The 15,980-nt window shown below is 61.2% G+C and carries 17 protein-coding genes and 2 tRNA genes; 10 read left to right on the forward strand and 9 right to left on the reverse strand.

Going from position 1 to position 15,980, the window contains the following annotated elements; all coding sequences use genetic code 11:
* Positions 1–36: 36 nt before the first annotated feature.
* Positions 37–121, reverse strand: a tRNA-Leu gene (locus ACQ4W4_RS12760).
* 107 nt (positions 122–228) lie between these two features.
* On the opposite strand from ACQ4W4_RS12760, the gene ACQ4W4_RS12765 reads away from it, so the two are divergent.
* Positions 229–393, forward strand: a complete 165-nt coding sequence (locus ACQ4W4_RS12765; RefSeq protein WP_436542305.1) for a hypothetical protein — start codon at positions 229–231, stop codon at positions 391–393.
* Between the two features lie 30 nt (positions 394–423).
* Here the strand turns inward: ACQ4W4_RS12765 and ACQ4W4_RS12770 are convergent.
* Positions 424–508: transfer RNA gene (locus ACQ4W4_RS12770), tRNA-Leu, on the reverse strand.
* A 408-nt stretch (positions 509–916) separates the two neighbouring features.
* On the opposite strand from ACQ4W4_RS12770, the gene rnr reads away from it, so the two are divergent.
* From rnr to udk, 6 genes are all read left to right on the forward strand, one after another.
* Entirely contained in the window at positions 917–3,463 is a 2,547-nt protein-coding gene (rnr, locus tag ACQ4W4_RS12775; protein ID WP_436542306.1) for a ribonuclease R, read from the forward strand.
* A 15-nt stretch (positions 3,464–3,478) separates the two neighbouring features.
* The gene (gene rlmB, locus ACQ4W4_RS12780) at positions 3,479–4,222 is read left to right on the forward strand and encodes a 23S rRNA (guanosine(2251)-2'-O)-methyltransferase RlmB (protein WP_034784003.1); all 744 of its coding nucleotides are present in this window, start codon (positions 3,479–3,481) and stop codon (positions 4,220–4,222) included.
* Between the two features lie 192 nt (positions 4,223–4,414).
* Positions 4,415–5,164: a serine O-acetyltransferase gene (gene cysE, locus ACQ4W4_RS12785; protein WP_034784004.1), complete on the forward strand. Its 750-nt coding sequence runs from the start codon at positions 4,415–4,417 to the stop codon at positions 5,162–5,164.
* 10 nt (positions 5,165–5,174) lie between these two features.
* Positions 5,175–5,873 (forward strand): YceH family protein, encoded by a 699-nt coding sequence (locus ACQ4W4_RS12790; RefSeq protein ID WP_436542307.1) that lies wholly within the window; start codon positions 5,175–5,177, stop codon positions 5,871–5,873.
* A 14-nt stretch (positions 5,874–5,887) separates the two neighbouring features.
* Positions 5,888–6,391 carry a DUF2199 domain-containing protein gene (locus ACQ4W4_RS12795; RefSeq protein WP_436542308.1) on the forward strand — a complete coding sequence of 168 codons (504 nt, stop codon included), beginning with the start codon at positions 5,888–5,890 and terminating at the stop codon, positions 6,389–6,391.
* Positions 6,392–6,450: 59 nt separating this feature from the next.
* Positions 6,451–7,092, forward strand: coding sequence for a uridine kinase (gene udk / locus ACQ4W4_RS12800; protein WP_070221308.1), 642 nt, complete (start codon positions 6,451–6,453; stop codon positions 7,090–7,092).
* An 81-nt stretch (positions 7,093–7,173) separates the two neighbouring features.
* Here udk and ACQ4W4_RS12805 read toward each other — a convergent pair whose 3' ends face one another.
* The 7 genes from ACQ4W4_RS12805 to ACQ4W4_RS12835 all read right to left on the reverse strand — a co-directional run bounded on the left by ACQ4W4_RS12805 (position 7,174) and on the right by ACQ4W4_RS12835 (position 12,472).
* Complete coding sequence (locus ACQ4W4_RS12805; RefSeq protein WP_436542309.1) at positions 7,174–8,175, reverse strand: hypothetical protein; 1,002 nt, start codon at positions 8,173–8,175, stop codon at positions 7,174–7,176.
* Positions 8,172–9,044, reverse strand: a complete 873-nt coding sequence (locus tag ACQ4W4_RS12810) for an ABC transporter ATP-binding protein (RefSeq protein ID WP_436542310.1) — start codon at positions 9,042–9,044, stop codon at positions 8,172–8,174. Before ACQ4W4_RS12810 ends, ACQ4W4_RS12805 begins: the two co-directional genes overlap by 4 nt.
* On the reverse strand, positions 9,041–9,421 hold the full coding sequence (locus ACQ4W4_RS12815) for a GntR family transcriptional regulator (RefSeq protein WP_086138305.1): 381 nt from the start codon (positions 9,419–9,421) through the stop codon (positions 9,041–9,043). The genes ACQ4W4_RS12810 and ACQ4W4_RS12815 overlap by 4 nt, the downstream gene beginning before the upstream one ends.
* 130 nt (positions 9,422–9,551) lie before the next feature.
* Entirely contained in the window at positions 9,552–10,268 is a 717-nt protein-coding gene (locus ACQ4W4_RS12820; protein ID WP_436542311.1) for a DUF72 domain-containing protein, read from the reverse strand.
* A 69-nt stretch (positions 10,269–10,337) separates the two neighbouring features.
* Positions 10,338–11,093 carry a UDP-2,3-diacylglucosamine diphosphatase gene (locus ACQ4W4_RS12825; protein WP_436542312.1) on the reverse strand — a complete coding sequence of 252 codons (756 nt, stop codon included), beginning with the start codon at positions 11,091–11,093 and terminating at the stop codon, positions 10,338–10,340.
* Between the two features lie 217 nt (positions 11,094–11,310).
* Entirely contained in the window at positions 11,311–11,802 is a 492-nt protein-coding gene (locus ACQ4W4_RS12830) for a peptidylprolyl isomerase (RefSeq protein ID WP_071326571.1), read from the reverse strand.
* A gap of 73 nt (positions 11,803–11,875) precedes the next feature.
* Positions 11,876–12,472, reverse strand: a complete 597-nt coding sequence (locus ACQ4W4_RS12835) for a peptidylprolyl isomerase (RefSeq protein ID WP_436542358.1) — start codon at positions 12,470–12,472, stop codon at positions 11,876–11,878.
* Positions 12,473–12,784: 312 nt separating this feature from the next.
* Between ACQ4W4_RS12835 and cysS the strand changes: the two genes are divergently transcribed.
* Genes cysS through ACQ4W4_RS12850 form a run of 3 tightly spaced genes read left to right on the forward strand, consistent with a single transcriptional unit; the run spans position 12,785 to position 15,930 of the window.
* Positions 12,785–14,182 (forward strand): cysteine--tRNA ligase, encoded by a 1,398-nt coding sequence (cysS, locus tag ACQ4W4_RS12840; RefSeq protein WP_436542313.1) that lies wholly within the window; start codon positions 12,785–12,787, stop codon positions 14,180–14,182.
* Entirely contained in the window at positions 14,182–14,901 is a 720-nt protein-coding gene (locus ACQ4W4_RS12845; RefSeq protein WP_436542359.1) for a DNA-3-methyladenine glycosylase family protein, read from the forward strand. The genes cysS and ACQ4W4_RS12845 overlap by 1 nt, the downstream gene beginning before the upstream one ends.
* Before the next feature lie 54 nt (positions 14,902–14,955).
* The gene (locus ACQ4W4_RS12850) at positions 14,956–15,930 is read left to right on the forward strand and encodes an acetyl-CoA carboxylase carboxyltransferase subunit alpha (RefSeq protein WP_034784047.1); all 975 of its coding nucleotides are present in this window, start codon (positions 14,956–14,958) and stop codon (positions 15,928–15,930) included.
* Positions 15,931–15,980: the final 50 nt, after the last annotated feature.

The following is a 15,980-nucleotide window of genomic DNA, read 5'->3' on the forward strand; positions in this document are numbered from 1 at the left end:
TACTGCGGATCACAACAATGAACAACTTGTTGCTGGTGGTGCCCACGAAGGGACTCGAACCCCTACACCCGAAGGCACATGGACCTGAACCATGCGCGTCTACCAATTCCGCCACGTGGGCATTGTTACTGCTTGCTGCTTGTCGCTGCATGTTCTGCAGCGAGGACAAAATCATAAGGGCTGGCGCGCATTCGGTCAATCAACATTTCGCACTTTTCTTCAAGAAACATGTTTTTTCGCCTGAAAAGGGCTTTTCCCTATGAAAAAAGGTTGAATCTGCCTATTTTTTCAGCGTTTTTCCGCCGCTTGCCGTCACTGCGCGCGTCGGGTGGCCTGCTTGCCGGGAGGGAGGGGCTTTTCGCCGCGGAAATGAAAAAAGCCGCAAACTCGTGAAAGTTTGCGGCTCTTTTGCGAATTAGGTAATGGTGCCCACGAAGGGACTCGAACCCCTACACCCGAAGGCACATGGACCTGAACCATGCGCGTCTACCAATTCCGCCACGTGGGCACTGATGCTGCTGTGACTTGCTACTTTGCTGCTCGAGTACTTGTTGAAAAATAACTTCGCAACAATTCTGCTATTATAGCGACTTGAAGAGTTTTGCGCCAGATGAGCTTTCGCTCCATACTGCACATCAACCCTGTACCGCTTTCCTGCAACTGCATTCCCGTGAAGGTTTGTCGCTGCAAGAGACCGAGATTATAGAGCAATATTTGCCGAAGTCAAATGCATTGCGCAGCTTTTCTCCTTTTTTTCATCGGCGGGGCACTTGTTCGGTTTCCGCTACGCTGTGCGTTAGGCAAACCAAGGCGTCCTCCGGTACACTACCGCACATCACCGTGTCAATATTGACGGTGATGTCATCGGTCTTTGTCTTCCGTTTGATCACTGTCAATAACAACTATAGAAATACTTTTGAGCCAAAATACCCACACCATCCCCAGCCGGGAGGACATTCTCGGCATATTCCGCAGCGTCAACGCGCCTCTCGACCCGCAGTCTCTCGGGAAAACGCTGCAAGTGCATGCCGATTCCATGGATGTCCTGGTCCGTCGCCTGAAGGCGATGGAGCGCGACGGCCAGCTCAAGTCTGACGCCAGCGGTGTTTTCAGCCTGGCCGACCAGAGCGCGCTTGTCGCCGGTCGCGTCATGAGCCACCGCGACGGCTTCGGCTTCGTCATTCCCGACGACGCCAGCGCCGACCTGTTCCTGCCCGAGAAAGAAATGCAGAAAGTACTGCATGGCGACAAGGTCATGGCCCGCATCGTCGGCACGGACCGCCGCGGCCGCCCGGAAGGCACGATCGTCGAAGTCACCTACCGCGCCAATACCCACGTCATCGGCCGCCTGATCCAGGAAAACGGCACCTGGGTCGTGGCGCCGGAAGATCAGCGCATCGGCCAGGACATTCTCGTCACCGGTTCGGTGGGCAAGGCGAAGGCCGGCCAGATCGTCAGCGTCGAGCTGACCGAGCAGCCGATGCGCTTCAAGCAGCCGGTCGGCAAGATCGTCGAAGTGCTCGGCGCCCTGGATGATCCCGGCATGGAAATCGAGATTGCCGTGCGCAAATTCAATGTGCCGCACATCTTTTCCGCCGCCGCCCTCAAGCAAGCTGAAAAGCTGCCGTTCGAAGTGCGCGCCGCCGACCTGAAAGACCGTGTCGACCTGCGCGACGTGCCATTGGTGACCATCGACGGCGAAGACGCGCGCGATTTCGACGATGCCGTGTATTGCGAACCCGTCAAGATCGGCCGCGCCAACTGCTTCCGCCTGATCGTGGCGATTGCCGACGTCAGCCATTACGTGAAACCGAACGACGCGCTCGATATCGACGCGTTGGAACGCAGCACGTCCGTCTACTTCCCGCGCCGCGTGATCCCGATGCTGCCGGAAAAACTGTCGAACGGCCTGTGCTCGCTGAACCCGGCCGTCGACCGTTTGACCCTCGTGTGCGACGCCGTCGTCAGCGACAAGGGCGAACTGAAGGCTTACCAGTTCTACCCGGCTGTCATTCATTCGGCCGCGCGCCTCACGTATGATGAAGTCGCTGCCGTGCTGGGCAACACCAAGGGACCGGAAGCGGCACGCCGCGCGGACATCCTGCCGCACCTGCAAAACCTGGAAGCCGTCTACCGCGCCTTGCTGAAAGCACGCACGGAGCGGGGCGCCATCGACTTTGAGACGACGGAAACGTATATCGTCTGCAACAGCGCCGGCAAGATCGAAAAGATCATTCCCCGCACGCGCAACGAAGCGCACAAGATCATCGAAGAGTGCATGCTGGCGGCCAACGTCTGCGCGGCCGATTTGTTGCTGCGTAACAAGCACCCCGGCACCTACCGCATCCATGCCAGCCCGACCAAGGAAAAGCTCACGCAAGTGCGTACTTTCCTGAAGCAGGTTGGCTTGAACCTGACGGGCGGCGACACGCCGTCGGCATCCGATTACCAGACCCTGATGCAGCAGATCAAGCAGCGTCCCGACGCGGCCCTGCTGCAGACGATGCTGCTGCGCTCGATGCAGCAAGCCGTCTACAGCCCGGACAATATCGGCCACTTCGGCCTGGCCTACGAGGCGTATGCCCACTTCACCAGCCCGATCCGCCGCTATCCCGACCTGCTGACGCACCGCGCCATCAAGGCTATTCTGCAAGGCAAGAAATACGAGCCCAAGCTGTCCGACAAGGTCGTGCTGAACACGAATGTGTCGAACGCCACGCGCAAGCAACAGGCCAAGGACAAGGCCGACGGCAAGCCGAAGAAGACCGATCTCACCATCTGGGACGCGCTGGGCGTGCATTGCTCGGCCAACGAGCGCCGCGCCGATGAAGCGTCGCGCGACGTCGAAGCGTGGCTGAAGTGCTACTTCATGCAGGATAAATTGGGCGAAGAGTTTACCGGCACCATCACGGGCGTGACGACGTTCGGCGTGTTCGTGCAGCTCGATACCCTGTTCGTCGAAGGCCTGGTGCACGTCACCGAGCTGGGCACCGACTACTTCCAGTACGACGATGCGCGCCATGAATTGCGCGGCGAACGCACGGGCAAACGTTATCAATTGACGGACCGTCTGACGGTGCAAGTGGCGCGTGTCGACCTGGAAACGCGCAAGATCGACCTGCGCCTGGTCACCGATGCGGAACTGGCGGGCGAAGAAGCGCCGGCCAAGCAGTCTGGCGGCAAGCGCAAGGGCGAAAAGAAATCGATGGTCAAGCCCGGTCCTGCGACCGAGCAGCGCCATGAGATCAAAACCGGCGGCAATAACGGTGGCAAATCCGGCAATGGTTCCGGCGGCCGTTCCAACGGCGCCAAGGCGCAAGCCAAGCCTGCAGCCAAGGCAGCCCTGAAGGAAGCCCCCAAGGCCGCCGAACCGAAGCGCAGCAAGAAACCAGCCGCGGCACCCGCCGCGGCGGCACCACGAGCAGCAAAAAATGTATCAAAATCAAGCAAGAACAAGCGATAAAAGAAACGATAACAAATGAAGAATAAAATGATTTTCGGCTTCCACGCCGTCACTTCGCGTCTGCGTCATGAAGCGTCGTCCGTGGAAGAAATTTTCGTCGATGCCAGCCGCGTCGACGGCCGCATGAAGGACATGATCGCCGCCGCCAAGGCGGCCAACGTGCGCGTCATGCCAGTCGACTCGTCGCGTCTGGACAAGATCGTCGGCACGCGCCGCCACCAGGGCGTGATCGCGTTTGCCTCGCAACTGTCGCTGGCGCGCAATCTCGATGAGCTGCTGGACGCCATCGACGGCCCGCCGCTGCTGTTGATTCTCGACGGCATCACCGACCCGCACAACCTGGGCGCCTGCCTGCGCGTGGCAGACGGTGTCGGCGCCCATGCCGTCATCGTGCCGAAGGACCGCGCCGTGGGCCTCAACGCCACGGCCGCCAAGGTCGCCAGCGGCGCCGCCGAAACCGTCCCGTACATCACCGTGACGAATCTGGCGCGCACCATGCGTGAACTGAAAGAGCGCGGCATCTGGCTGATCGGCACCTCGGACGACGGCGAAAAAGGCTTGTACGAAGCCGATTTCACGGGCCCGACAGCCCTCGTCATGGGGTCCGAGGGCGAAGGCATGCGCCGTTTGACGCGCGACACCTGCGACATCCTCGTCAGCATCCCGATGTTCGGCTCCGTCGAGAGCCTGAACGTGTCGGTCGCTTCCGGCGTCTGTCTCTACGAAGCCCGCCGCCAGCGCATCGCGAAAGAAGGCTAAAAAACGTCCAGGGCGGCGTTGCATTGCCTCGCCGTACTTTTGTACTGTCTTCGGCAATGCGCCTTGCCCTGAACGTTTTGTAGCGCTTCTTTGATATGCCGCCGCCCTTGAGGCGGCGGTTGTTTATCTGCCTCCCCGGCAGCACGCCGCCGAATACGCTACCATTTGCGTTCCACCTTATTCATTGTCATTATGTTCCACCACTTGCGCGAAGACATCAACAGCATCATCGAACGTGACCCCGCCGCCCGCAACGGCTGGGAGGTGCTGACCTGTTATCCCGGCTTGCACGCCATCGTCATGCACGGCTGGGCGCACTGGTGCTGGACGCGGCACATGAAGTGGGTGGGGCGCTTCATTTCGTATATCGCGCGCATCATCACGGGCATCGAAATCCACCCGGGCGCCGTCATCGGCCGGCGCGTCTTCATCGACCATGGCTTCGGCGTGGTGATCGGCGAGACGGCCGTCGTCGGCGACGACTGCACCATTTACCAGGGGGTCACTTTGGGCGGCACTTCGCTGCACAGCGGCGCCAAGCGGCATCCGACGCTGGAGCGCGGCGTCATCGTCGGCGCCGGCGCGCAGGTGCTGGGCAGTTTCACGGTGGGCGAGTACGCCAAGGTGGGCTCGAACGCCGTGCTGTTGAAGCCCGTGCCGTCCGGCGCCACGGCCGTCGGCAACCCCGCGCACATCGTGCAAAAGGATGTCAGCGCCTTGCGCGAGGGCAGCACGGCGCATCTGTTCGCCGCGTATGGCGTCACGCCCAACGGCGACGATCCGCTGTCGAAAGCCCTGCAAGGCCTGATCACGCATGCCGTGGCGCAGGAGCAGCGCATCGAAACCATCCTCGCCACCCTGAAGGCGGCGGGCATCTGCTGCCAGGGCGTGCCCGAGTGTGATAAATTCGATTCAGAGCAAATGAACAAGCTGGTTGATTAAGGATACAGGCATGAATACTGATGTGACGGCAGGCGAAAAAAGTACTGACAATCCGAATCTGCTCGACCCTTTCGAGATCCGCGTGCTGGCCGTGCTGGCCGAAAAGGAAGCGCTGACGCCGGACAGCTATCCGCTCTCGCTCAACGCGCTGACGAACGGCTGCAACCAGCTGTCGAGCCGCGACCCCGTCATGGCCCTGTCCGAGGAAACCGTGTACGACGTGCTGCAGCGTTTGATGCAGCGGAAATTCGTCAACGGCATCACGCAGGCGGGCGCCAGAGTCGCCAAGTATGAACACCGCATGCGCATCAAGTGGTCGCTGGAACAGGATAAACTGGCCATCCTGACGATCTTGATGCTGCGCGGCTTGCAGACGGCGGGCGAGATCCGCAGCCGCAGCGGCCGCGTGCATGAATTCAAGTCCGTGGCGGAAGTGGAATCCGGCCTGCAATTTCTGATCGACAAATACCCGCCGCTGGTGGCCAAGCTGGCCGTCGCGCCCGGCGCCAAGGAGCCGCGCTACGGCCACCTGCTGGGCGGCGAGGAAGCGCTGGCGCAGATCGAGACGGCGGCCGGTTTCGCGGGCGCCGTCAGCGCGCCGCAGCAGGGCGGCAGGGTGGCCCAGCTGGAACAGGAAGTGCTGCAACTGCGCAGCGACTTCGACGGCCTGGCTGCCCAGTTCGAGGCGTTCCGCAAGCAGTTCGAGTAAAGCGGCATCGGCGCGTGACGTTTTCTTTCCTGTGCCGCTCCTGCGGCGAGACCCACATGGGCATGCCCAGTTTCGGCGCCGATGCGCCGTGGCTGATTGACCAGATTGCGCCCGCCGAGCGCGAAGCGCGCTGCCAGATCGACAGCGACGCCTGCATCGTCGACGCAGAATACTGCTTCGTGCGCGCCAGCATCGACATTCCCGTGCATGGCTCGGACGAGCCATTCAGTTGGGGCGTGTGGGTGTCGCTCAGCGGCGAGAGCTTCGATGCGTGGGACGCGTGCTTCCACGATGCCAAGCGTGCGCACATCGGCCCCTTCTTCGGCTGGCTCAGCACGCAATTGCCTGTGTACCCTGATACCCTGAACCTGAAAACCCGCGTACACCTGCGTGACGATGGCCTGCGTCCATTCCTCGAGCTGGAACCGACCGATCATCCGCTGGCGGTAGAACAGCGCGACGGTATCACGGCAGAGCGGGTGGCCGAGCTGTATGCGCGCCTGATGCATGGCGTGTGACAGGCGCGGCTTCTCAGCCGCTCCCTGTCAGTCCGCCCGCGTTTCCGGTATCATTCGGCATGAATAATATTTCCTTCCAACCGTTTGTTATTGGTGTCGCTGGCGGAAGCGGCAGTGGCAAGTCAACCGTATCACAGCAGGTGCTGGCGTCGTTCGGCGCCGACATGGTCTCGGTCGTGATGCAGGACGATTACTACTGCGACCAAACCCATCTCTCCCCTGAAGTCCGGCGCCAGCAGAATTACGACCATCCGCAGGCGTTCGAGTGGCCCTTGCTGGTGCAGCACATCCAGGCCTTGCGCAATGGCGAAGCGATCGAGATGCCGGAGTACGACTTCACGCTGCACAACCGCTCCAACCGGACCATTCCCGTCAAGCCGGCGCCGGTGATCGTGATCGAAGGCCTGTTTGCCTTGTATGACGAAGACTTGCGCAACATGATGTCGCTGAAGATCTTTGTCGACACGGCATCCGACGTGCGCTTCATCCGCCGCATGCAACGCGATATCACGGAACGCGGCCGTTCGGTGGAAAGCGTCATCGAGCAGTATCTGGAAACGGTACGCCCGATGCACAAGCAATTCATCGAGCCGACCAAGCGCAATGCCGATGTCATTTTGCCGCACGGCGCCAACGGCCCCGCGGTCGACATGATTACGGCCAAGGTGGCCAGCGTGATCGGCCGGTTGACGCGGGCCTGATCCCAGCCGGTCCGCTGCGCGTATGCCGGGCCGGCATACGCGTGCAAGGCGTCGCCCAAATCCGCCCACGGAAGAGGGGACTCAGCCTTCCTCGCGCCAGCGGCGCAGGCGGATGGCGGCGTAAATCAGCGCCACGCCTGCCGCCGCACCCAGCCACACGGCTGGCGAGGCCAGGCTGGACCAGGAATTGCTGAACACATCAGTGCGCGTCGCCTGCGATTCCCCCTCTGCCAGCGCGTGCATTTGCTGTAGCAGGTCCGGCTCGAACAGAAACCAGCTGCCGGGGAGAGTGCCCAGCAGGGCGCGCCCGATGACATTCATCTGTATCCAGTCGACGCCGCTTTCCGTCTGCGTCAGCTTGCCGGCCCAGACGGCCAGGATGAGCAGCAGCAGCGGCACGCCAACGGCCCACAGGAAGACTTTCGACTTGGCCCAGCTCGACACCATCAGCAGCCATCCGACCGTCGGCAAGGCCCACAGGCAATACACGGGCAGCAAGCCGAACACGCGCAGCGGTCCCAGATACAGGCCGGGCGTGGCGAGCAGTTCGGCAAACACGTGGATGCCGTTGGCCGCCAGCACGCCGCTCAGGATCAGGACCAGAAGCAGCGAAGTCACGCTGGCGGCAGCGGCCACGATCAGCGGCGCGACCAGCAGGGCGATGGCCGCTTTCGACAGCACCGTCTGCGCATCCGAGATGGGCAGCGATTTCCAGAACAGCACGCTGCGGTCGCGGCGGTCGTCATGCAGGGCGCTCAGGCAATAAAAGAACACGAGAAAGCCCAGCGCCAGGAACAGCGGCGCGGCCGCGTACGTGTAGTTGTTGGCGACGGCGTCGATGATTTCCGTGCGGCGCGGGCCGAAAGTGCGGGTATTGAAGACCGTGCTCCAGGAAATTTCCTCACCGTTGACGATCAGCGCCGTGCGCATCTTGGTCTTGGCGATGGTGCCTATCGTCATCAGGGCGCCCAGCACCGTCATGACGAGGCCGATGAGGGCGGGCGTCCATACCAGCATGCCCTTGTGTTCCCACAATTCACGCCGGATCAGCCATTGCATCTTGTTTGCAGGGGAAATACTCATTGGTACGATCCTTTCATGGTCGCGACAAACAGGTCAGCCAGGCTGGGCGTGCGTACTTCGCCGAGGGCGGCCAGCTGGGTGCGGGCGACGCCGTCGAACAGCATCACCGACTTGCCGAATACGCTGCGTTCGCTGATCGGCTGCAGGGCGCGCGCCGGATTGACGTGCTGCGGTCCCACCATCACCTCGATATAGCGTTCGCCCACCTCTTCCATGGTCGATGCCAGCACGATCTTGCCGTCGCGAATGAACATCAGGTCGCTCAGGATGTGTTCCACTTCCTCGATCTGGTGCGTGGTGATGACGATGGTCTTGTTTTCATCGAAATAGTCTTGCAGCAGGTTCTGGTAGAACTGCTTGCGGTACAGAATGTCCAGCCCCAGGGTCGGCTCGTCGAGTACCAGCAGTTTGGCGTCGATGGCCATCACCAGCGCCAGGTGCAGCTGCACCACCATGCCTTTCGACATGGCCTTGACCTTCATCTTCGGCGCCAGCTTGGTGTGGGCCAGGTAGCGCTCGGCCTTGCTGCGGTCGAAACGTGGATGTACGCCGGCAACGAAATCGATGGCGTCGGCCACGCGCAGCCAGCCCGGCAGGATCGCCACATCGGCGATGAAGCACACGTCGTCCATCAGCGCGTCGCGCTGCAGGCGCGGATCGCGCCCCAGCACCGATAGCTGGCCTTCGAAGCCCGTCAGGCCCAGGATGGCTTTCAGGGTGGTGGTCTTGCCGGAGCCGTTCGGCCCGATCAAGCCGACGATGCGCCCCGGCGCGATATCGAAGCTGATGCCGTCGATGGCGACCTGTCTGCCATACTGCTTGCGCAGGCCGCGTGCGCTGATGACGCTGTCCTTGTTCAATGCATTCATGCGCTCTCTCCGTGTGCGCCACTGTCGCGGCTCGCCTGCAGTAGTTGCTCGAGGTTAAGGTCCAGTTGCGTGATGCGTTCCAGCATCGCCGGCCATTCTTCGCGCATGAAGCGCTCGCGTTCACTGGCCAGCAATTTGTCGCGGGCGCCTTCCAAGACATACATACCGAGTCCTCTGCGTTTTTCCACCAGGGCATCGTCGACCAGTTCCTGGTAGGCGCGCGAAACCGTGATGGGATTCAATTGATAATCGGCCGCCACCTGGCGTACCGAAGGCAGGGCGTCGCCGGACTGCAGCACGCCATCGAGCATCATGCCCACCACCCTGGCCTTGAGCTGGCGATAGATCGGGCTATTGTCGTTCCATTCCGCGCTCATGGGATGCGCTCCGACAAGGGCGGGGCTGTGCGGCGCGTGAAAAATGCTGTAGGCATCGAAGCTCCGTGGTTTATTGAGTTGGTGTTGTAGTTAACTATAACACTAAGTCTCAAAAAATCAACACGTATTTTCAGATCAGCCGTGCCTGCAAGTCCAGCGCATTGAACAGGGCGGCGCCGGCCGCCGTGTTATCGAAGATGCACCAGCTGTCCGCCTGCGCCGATGTGTGCAAGTCGGCGGCCAGCGCCGTCAGATAGTCGGCCGGATAGTCCGAATAATATATTTTCGGGCTGCCGTGCAGGCGGAGGTAGGCCACCGCCGTGGTCGGCACATGGGGGCCAGGCTGGCCGGCGGGCGGATCGGCTCGCACGCGTGTGATGCCTTGCATCGTCAATAGTTCGGTCGCGCCTGTCTCGAACCAGCTGGGGTGGCGCGCTTCGCAAGCGAGCATGCCGTTGAAGCGCTGGCGCAGCGCCTGGAAAAAGGCGGCGGCCACGTCCGCCTCGAAACGCAGGCTGGGCGGCAGCTGCACCAGCACGCAGCCCAGTTTATGCCCCAGTTGCATCGCTTCTCCCGCAAAGCGCTCCAGTTCGGCCGCACAGTCGCGCAAGCGCCGTGTGTGCGTGATGCTGCGCGGCAATTTCACGCTGAAGCGAAAATGCTCGGGCACGCTGGCGGCCCAGCGCGCGTAGGTGGACGGCTGGTGCGGGCGGTAGAACGAGCTGTTGATTTCCACGCAGTCCAGTACCTGGGCATAGCGCTGCAGGTGGCTGCCGTCGAGGGGGAAGCGGCTGGCGGCGGCGCTGGAGATGCTCCAGCCGGCCGTGCCGATGTGAACAGTGTGCATGGCGCCATTACAGCAAGGCCAGGCAGGCGCGGCTATCGGACAAACGCCCGTGCGGCCGTCGGCGCAAGCCTAGTCGATGATCTCGCCGTTCAGGTCATGGCGCGTGATGTTGCCGCGCGCATCGATGGCGATCCAGCCGCCGCGCGGCTGTTCCGGCGCCGTCACGTCGCATTCCCAGTCGGGCAGGACATAGCGCAAGGTATCGTCGACCTGGTGCAGGGCGGGACGGTGCGTATGGCCGTGGATCATGACGGTGCTCGCGTGTTCGGCAAATACTTGCGCGACAGCATCGGGGGTGACATCCATGATGTCCATGGTTTTTTCGCCATTGTGCGCGCGGCTGCTTTGGCGCAAACCATCGATGATGGCTTTGCGCTGCGCCAGGGGCATGGACAGGAACTGTTTTTGCCAGGCGGGTTGGCGCACCATGGCGCGAAACTCCATGTAGCTGGTGTCTTTCGTGCATTCGGCGTCGCCATGCAGCAAGACGATGCGCCTGCCGGCGATCGTGGCCACGTGCGGTTCGCTGAGCAGGGTGGCGCCGGCGGCGGCGGCAAAGCCGGAGCCGACGAGAAAGTCGCGGTTGCCGGCAATCCAATAAACATGCACGCCAGCATCGCTGACGGCGCGGATGGCGGCCGTCATGCGCGCATTGAACGGGTCTTCCAGGTCATCGTCGCCGGCCCAGTATTCGAACAGGTCGCCTAATAGGTACAGCGCTTGCGCATATTGCGCATGGTGTTCCAGGAAAGAAAGAAACGCCGTGCTGGTGCGCGGGTGCGAGCTCTGCAGATGCAGGTCGGAAATAAAGAGTGCGGCAGGCATTGTCATCGTTCAACGCTCCCGTAGTGAAGGGACTGCTTGCTTGCGGGACGCATGATTGCTGCCTGGCTTGTTTGGTGTATGGAATGAATTGTTGAAGGTGGCTCTGAAAACCGTAGCGAGCAAGCCCGATGCCGGATCGAGTAGCGGAGCTGTACCTTGAGTACAGCGAGCAACGGAAACCCGGCAGTGGGCTGCGCAGTAGGTTTGCAGGGCTACCTTAAGCGGCTTCGACTTTCTCGATGATGACGTCCGTCACTGGCACATCGGCAAACATGCCGGCGCGCGAGGTTTTTACGGCGCGGATGGCGTCGACGACTTCCTTGCCGTCGGTAACTTTACCGAACACGGCGTAGCCCCAGCCGTCCTGGCCTGGATAGTCGAGGAAGCTGTTGTTCTTGATGTTGATGAAGAACTGGGCCGATGCCGAGTGCGGGTCCGACGTGCGGGCCATGGCCAGGGTGTAGGTATCGTTTTTCAAGCCGTTCTTGGCTTCGTTTTCCACGGTGGTGTCGGCCGGTTTCTGTTTCATGCCTGGCTCGAAACCGCCGCCCTGGATCATGAAGCCGTCGATGACGCGGTGGAAGATCGTGTTGTCGTAGTGGCCGGCTTTCATATAGGCCAGGAAGTTGGCAACCGTTTTCGGCGCTTTTTCGGCGTCCAGTTCAGCGGTGATCTTGCCCAGATTGGTGGTGATGATGACGGAGGTCATGATGATCCTTAATAAATTGGATGAATAATTGATTCAGCGGCGCCAGGCAGGCCGGCGCCGCAAAAACGCTATTTTACAGTTTTGCGGGCGCAGACTTGAGTAAAGTCGCCGATTCGATCACCACGGGGGTGACGGGCACGTTCTGGTGCGGGCCCTTGTCAGCCACGGGCACGGCCTTGATCTTGTCGACCACGTCCATGCCGCTGACGACTTTGCCGAACACCGTGTAACCGAAACCGTCGCGGCCAGGGTAGTCGAGCGCGCCGTTGTCGTTGACGTTGATAAAGAATTGCGCGGTGGCCGAATGCGGATCGCCCGTGCGCGCCATGGCGATGCTGTAGGTGACGTTTTGCAAGCCGTTTTGCGCCTCGTTCTTGACCGGCGCCTTGGTGGCTTTCTGCTTCATGTTCTTGTCGAAGCCGCCGCCCTGTATCATGAAGCCGTCGATGACGCGGTGAAACACCGTGCCCTTGTAATAACCACTTTTGACATACTGCAAGAAATTGGCCACGCTTTGCGGCGCTTTTTCCTGATTCAGTTCCAGTACGATTTCGCCCATGCTGGTTTTCAGGGCCACGTGGGGCGTGGGGTCGAGGGCGGTCGCCGGAGCAGCCGCCACGACGGCGCTGCCCAGGGCCAGGCCGGCAAACAGGGTGCAAAAACGGGCCAGGAAAGACAGGCGTTTCGATTTGGTTTCTTGCATGAAGGCGTCCTTGATCGTTATTTTTCTTTAAACTTGCTTTAATTGTAAAGAAGTGGAAATTCGGTTGAACATCGTAAAAACCTGATTCATATCGGGCCAGTATGGTTTTTATCAATGTTATACTTGACCGCTAACGCCCCAATTCTAACAAACAAAAACAACAATATAGCGGGTCGACCAGTCTTTGGCGCACACGGCAGTTCTGTGGCGCGGCACCCCCGGTGTCCGCGCCTGTCTGTCGTTTTGCCAGGCTGGCGGCCGCTCCACTTGCAAAGTACGATGAGCAATCTAAAGATTTACAACACCCTGGCGCGCGAGAAGCAGGTATTCATCCCGATGGAAGCGGGCAAGGTACGCATGTACGTGTGCGGCATGACCATCTACGATTATTGCCATATCGGCCATGCGCGCATGATGATGGCGTTCGACGTCATCTACCGCTGGCTGAAAGCGTCCGGTTTCGACGTCACCTATGTGCGCAACATTACGGACATCGACGACAAGATCATCCGCCGCGCCGTGGAAAACGGCGAGACGATTTCCCAGCTGACGACGCGTTTCACCCGCTACATGGATGAAGACACGGCCGCGCTGGGCATCTTGACGCCCGACCACACGCCGCGCGCCACCGAATACGTGCCGCAGATGCTGCGCCTGATCGAGCAGCTGGAAGCGAAGGACCTGGCCTATCAGGGCGCGGATGGCGACGTGAACTATGCCGTGCGCAATTTCCCCCACTACGGCAAGCTGTCGGGCAAGTCGCTCGACGACCTGCGCGCGGGCGAGCGCGTCGACGTGAACACGGGCAAGCGCGATCCGCTCGACTTCGTCCTGTGGAAGTCGTCGAAGGAATCCGAACCCGAAGAAGTCAAATGGGATTCGAAGTGGGGCAAGGGCCGCCCGGGCTGGCATATCGAGTGCTCGGCCATGTCGTGTGCCTTGCTCGGTGAACAGTTCGACATCCACGGCGGCGGCGCGGACTTGCAATTCCCGCACCACGAAAACGAGATCGCCCAATCCGAAGGCGCGTTCGGCCACACCAGCGTCAATTACTGGATCCATAACGGCTTCGTGCGCCTGGACAATGAAAAAATGTCCAAGTCGCTCGGCAACTTCTTCACCATCCGCGAAGTGCTGCAAAAGTTCGATGCCGAAGTGATCCGCTTCTTCATCCTGCGCGCGCACTACCGCAGCCCCCTGAATTACTCGGATGTGCACCTCGATGATGCGCGCCTGTCCCTGACCCGCCTGTACACGGCGCTGGCCGACGTGGCGGTGGAAGAGGGCGCCATCGACTGGAGCGAAGCGCATGCCGTGCGCGTGCGCGAGGCGATGGACGACGATTTCAACACGCCGCTGGCCGTGGCCGCCCTGTTTGACCTGGCGACGGAAGTCAACAAGAGCAAGTCGCCGGCCCTGGCGCGTCAGTTGAAGGGCCTGGCGGGCGTGTTCGGCTTGCTCGAACGCACGCCGCAGCAATTCCTGCAAGCGATCGTCGGCGCCGCCGCCGGCGGCCAGGATGAAGCGGCCGGCATCGAAGCGGCCATCGCGGCGCGCAGCGCGGCGAAAAAGGCGCGCGACTTTGCCCAGTCCGACAAGATCCGCGCCGAACTGTTGGCGGCAGGCATCATTCTTGAAGACAAGCCTGACGGCTCGACCAACTGGCGCCGCGCATGATGGCGACGTCCAGGGAAAACGGGGAAGCGCCCAAAGTGACGGACCTGGCGCAGGTGATCCAGGTGCCGCACTACTGGGAAGAGGCGAAGATCGAGCTGATGAAGCGCGACCGCATCATGAAAAAACTCATCCCGCAATTTGGCGACCTGCACCTGGTCGGCCATAGCGACCCGTTTACGACCCTGGCCCGCTCGCTGGTGGGGCAGCAGATCACGCCCAAGGCGGCCGATGCTGCCTGGAAAAAGCTGCTGGCCGCTTGCCCGAAATGCACGCCTTCGCAAGTGTTGAAGGCAGGCGCCGAGCAATTGTCCGCCTGCGGCTTGTCCAAACGCAAAACCGAATACATCCTCGACCTGGCCGACCATTTCAAGGCCAAGCGCGTGCACGCGAGCCAGTGGGACCAGATGGATGACGAAGCCGTCATCGCCGAGCTGGTGCAGATCCGCGGCATCGGCCGCTGGACAGCCGAGATGTTTCTGATATTTAATCTGCTCCGGCCGAATGTCTTGCCGCTGGACGACCCTGGTTTGATCCAGGGCATCAGCGTCAATTATTTCTCCGGCGAACCAGTTTCCCGTAGCGATGCGCGCGAAGTTTCCGCCAATTGGGAACCGTGGCGCACCGTGGCGACGTGGTATCTGTGGCGCAGTCTCGACCCTGCAGCCGCCCCTGTCGCATCCGATACAGCCCCCGGCGCACCAGCCGGTACGGTAAAATAAACATAGATGACGCCGCGCGCCCTGGCGCCGTGGCCGGTAAAACCTGGAGGTACAATGACTAAAACGACTTTCCTCAATTTTGAACAGCCGATCGCGGAACTCGATTCCAAGATCGAAGAGTTGCGCTTCGTGCAAGACGATTCGGCCGTCGACATCTCGGAAGAGATCGACCGCCTGGCCAAGAAGAGCCAGCAGCTGACCAAGGATATCTACGCCAAGCTGACCCCTTGGCAAGTGGCGCAGATCGCGCGCCACCCGCAGCGCCCCTACACCATGGATTACGTGAATGAAATCTTTACCGATTTCCACGAACTGCATGGCGACCGCAGCTACGCGGACGACCTGTCCGTCGTCGGCGGCCTGGCCCGCTTCAACGGCCAGCCGTGCATGGTCATCGGCCACCAGAAGGGCCGCGACACGAAAGAGCGCGCCATGCGCAATTTCGGCATGCCGAAGCCGGAAGGCTACCGCAAGGCAATGCGCCTGATGAAAGTGGCTGAAAAGTTCAACTTGCCCATCTTCACCTTCGTCGACACGCCGGGCGCCTTCCCCGGCATCGATGCGGAAGAGCGCGGCCAGTCGGAAGCCATCGGCCACAACCTGTACGTGATGGCCGAACTGAAAGTGCCGCTGATCGCCACCATCATCGGTGAAGGCGGTTCCGGCGGCGCGCTGGCCATCGCCGTGGGCGATGCCGTGCTGATGCTGCAATACTCGACCTATGCCGTGATTTCGCCGGAAGGTTGTGCCTCGATCCTGTGGAAGAGCGCCGAGCGCGCCTCCGACGCGGCCGAAGCGCTGGGCCTGACGGCGCACCGCCTGAAAGCCATGGGCCTGATCGACAAGATCATCAACGAACCGCTGGGCGGCGCCCACCGCGATCCGAAACAGATGGCCACCTTGCTCAAGCGCGCACTGGCCGACACCCTGCGCCAGTTCCAGGGCATGAAAACCAAGGACCTGCTGGCCGCGCGCCATGAAAAACTGCTGAGCTACGGCAAGTTCAAGGAAACCACGCCGAGCGAGTAAGCCGTCGCAGGTCGGCGTAGGTCGGCATTGGTCGGCGTAGGTCGGCTTAG

The organism is Janthinobacterium glycogeni, from assembly GCF_051380725.1.
Classification (GTDB): Bacteria; Pseudomonadota; Gammaproteobacteria; order Burkholderiales; family Burkholderiaceae_D; genus Janthinobacterium.

What these genes read in the sequence shown, in the direction of transcription:
- ACQ4W4_RS12765 (WP_436542305.1), top strand. Translation starts at nt 229, where the DNA reads ATGTTTTTTCGCCTGAAAAGGGCTTTTCCCTATGAAAAAAGGTTGAAT.
- rlmB (WP_034784003.1), top strand. Translation starts at nt 3,479, where the DNA reads ATGAAGAATAAAATGATTTTCGGCTTCCACGCCGTCACTTCGCGTCTG.
- cysE (WP_034784004.1), top strand. Translation starts at nt 4,415, where the DNA reads ATGTTCCACCACTTGCGCGAAGACATCAACAGCATCATCGAACGTGAC.
- ACQ4W4_RS12790 (WP_436542307.1), top strand. Translation starts at nt 5,175, where the DNA reads ATGAATACTGATGTGACGGCAGGCGAAAAAAGTACTGACAATCCGAAT.
- udk (WP_070221308.1), top strand. Translation starts at nt 6,451, where the DNA reads ATGAATAATATTTCCTTCCAACCGTTTGTTATTGGTGTCGCTGGCGGA.
- ACQ4W4_RS12805 (WP_436542309.1), bottom strand. Translation starts at nt 8,175, where the DNA reads ATGAGTATTTCCCCTGCAAACAAGATGCAATGGCTGATCCGGCGTGAA.
- ACQ4W4_RS12810 (WP_436542310.1), bottom strand. Translation starts at nt 9,044, where the DNA reads ATGAATGCATTGAACAAGGACAGCGTCATCAGCGCACGCGGCCTGCGC.
- ACQ4W4_RS12815 (WP_086138305.1), bottom strand. Translation starts at nt 9,421, where the DNA reads ATGAGCGCGGAATGGAACGACAATAGCCCGATCTATCGCCAGCTCAAG.
- ACQ4W4_RS12820 (WP_436542311.1), bottom strand. Translation starts at nt 10,268, where the DNA reads ATGCACACTGTTCACATCGGCACGGCCGGCTGGAGCATCTCCAGCGCC.
- ACQ4W4_RS12825 (WP_436542312.1), bottom strand. Translation starts at nt 11,093, where the DNA reads ATGCCTGCCGCACTCTTTATTTCCGACCTGCATCTGCAGAGCTCGCAC.
- ACQ4W4_RS12830 (WP_071326571.1), bottom strand. Translation starts at nt 11,802, where the DNA reads ATGACCTCCGTCATCATCACCACCAATCTGGGCAAGATCACCGCTGAA.
- cysS (WP_436542313.1), top strand. Translation starts at nt 12,785, where the DNA reads ATGAGCAATCTAAAGATTTACAACACCCTGGCGCGCGAGAAGCAGGTA.
- ACQ4W4_RS12845 (WP_436542359.1), top strand. Translation starts at nt 14,182, where the DNA reads ATGGCGACGTCCAGGGAAAACGGGGAAGCGCCCAAAGTGACGGACCTG.
- ACQ4W4_RS12850 (WP_034784047.1), top strand. Translation starts at nt 14,956, where the DNA reads ATGACTAAAACGACTTTCCTCAATTTTGAACAGCCGATCGCGGAACTC.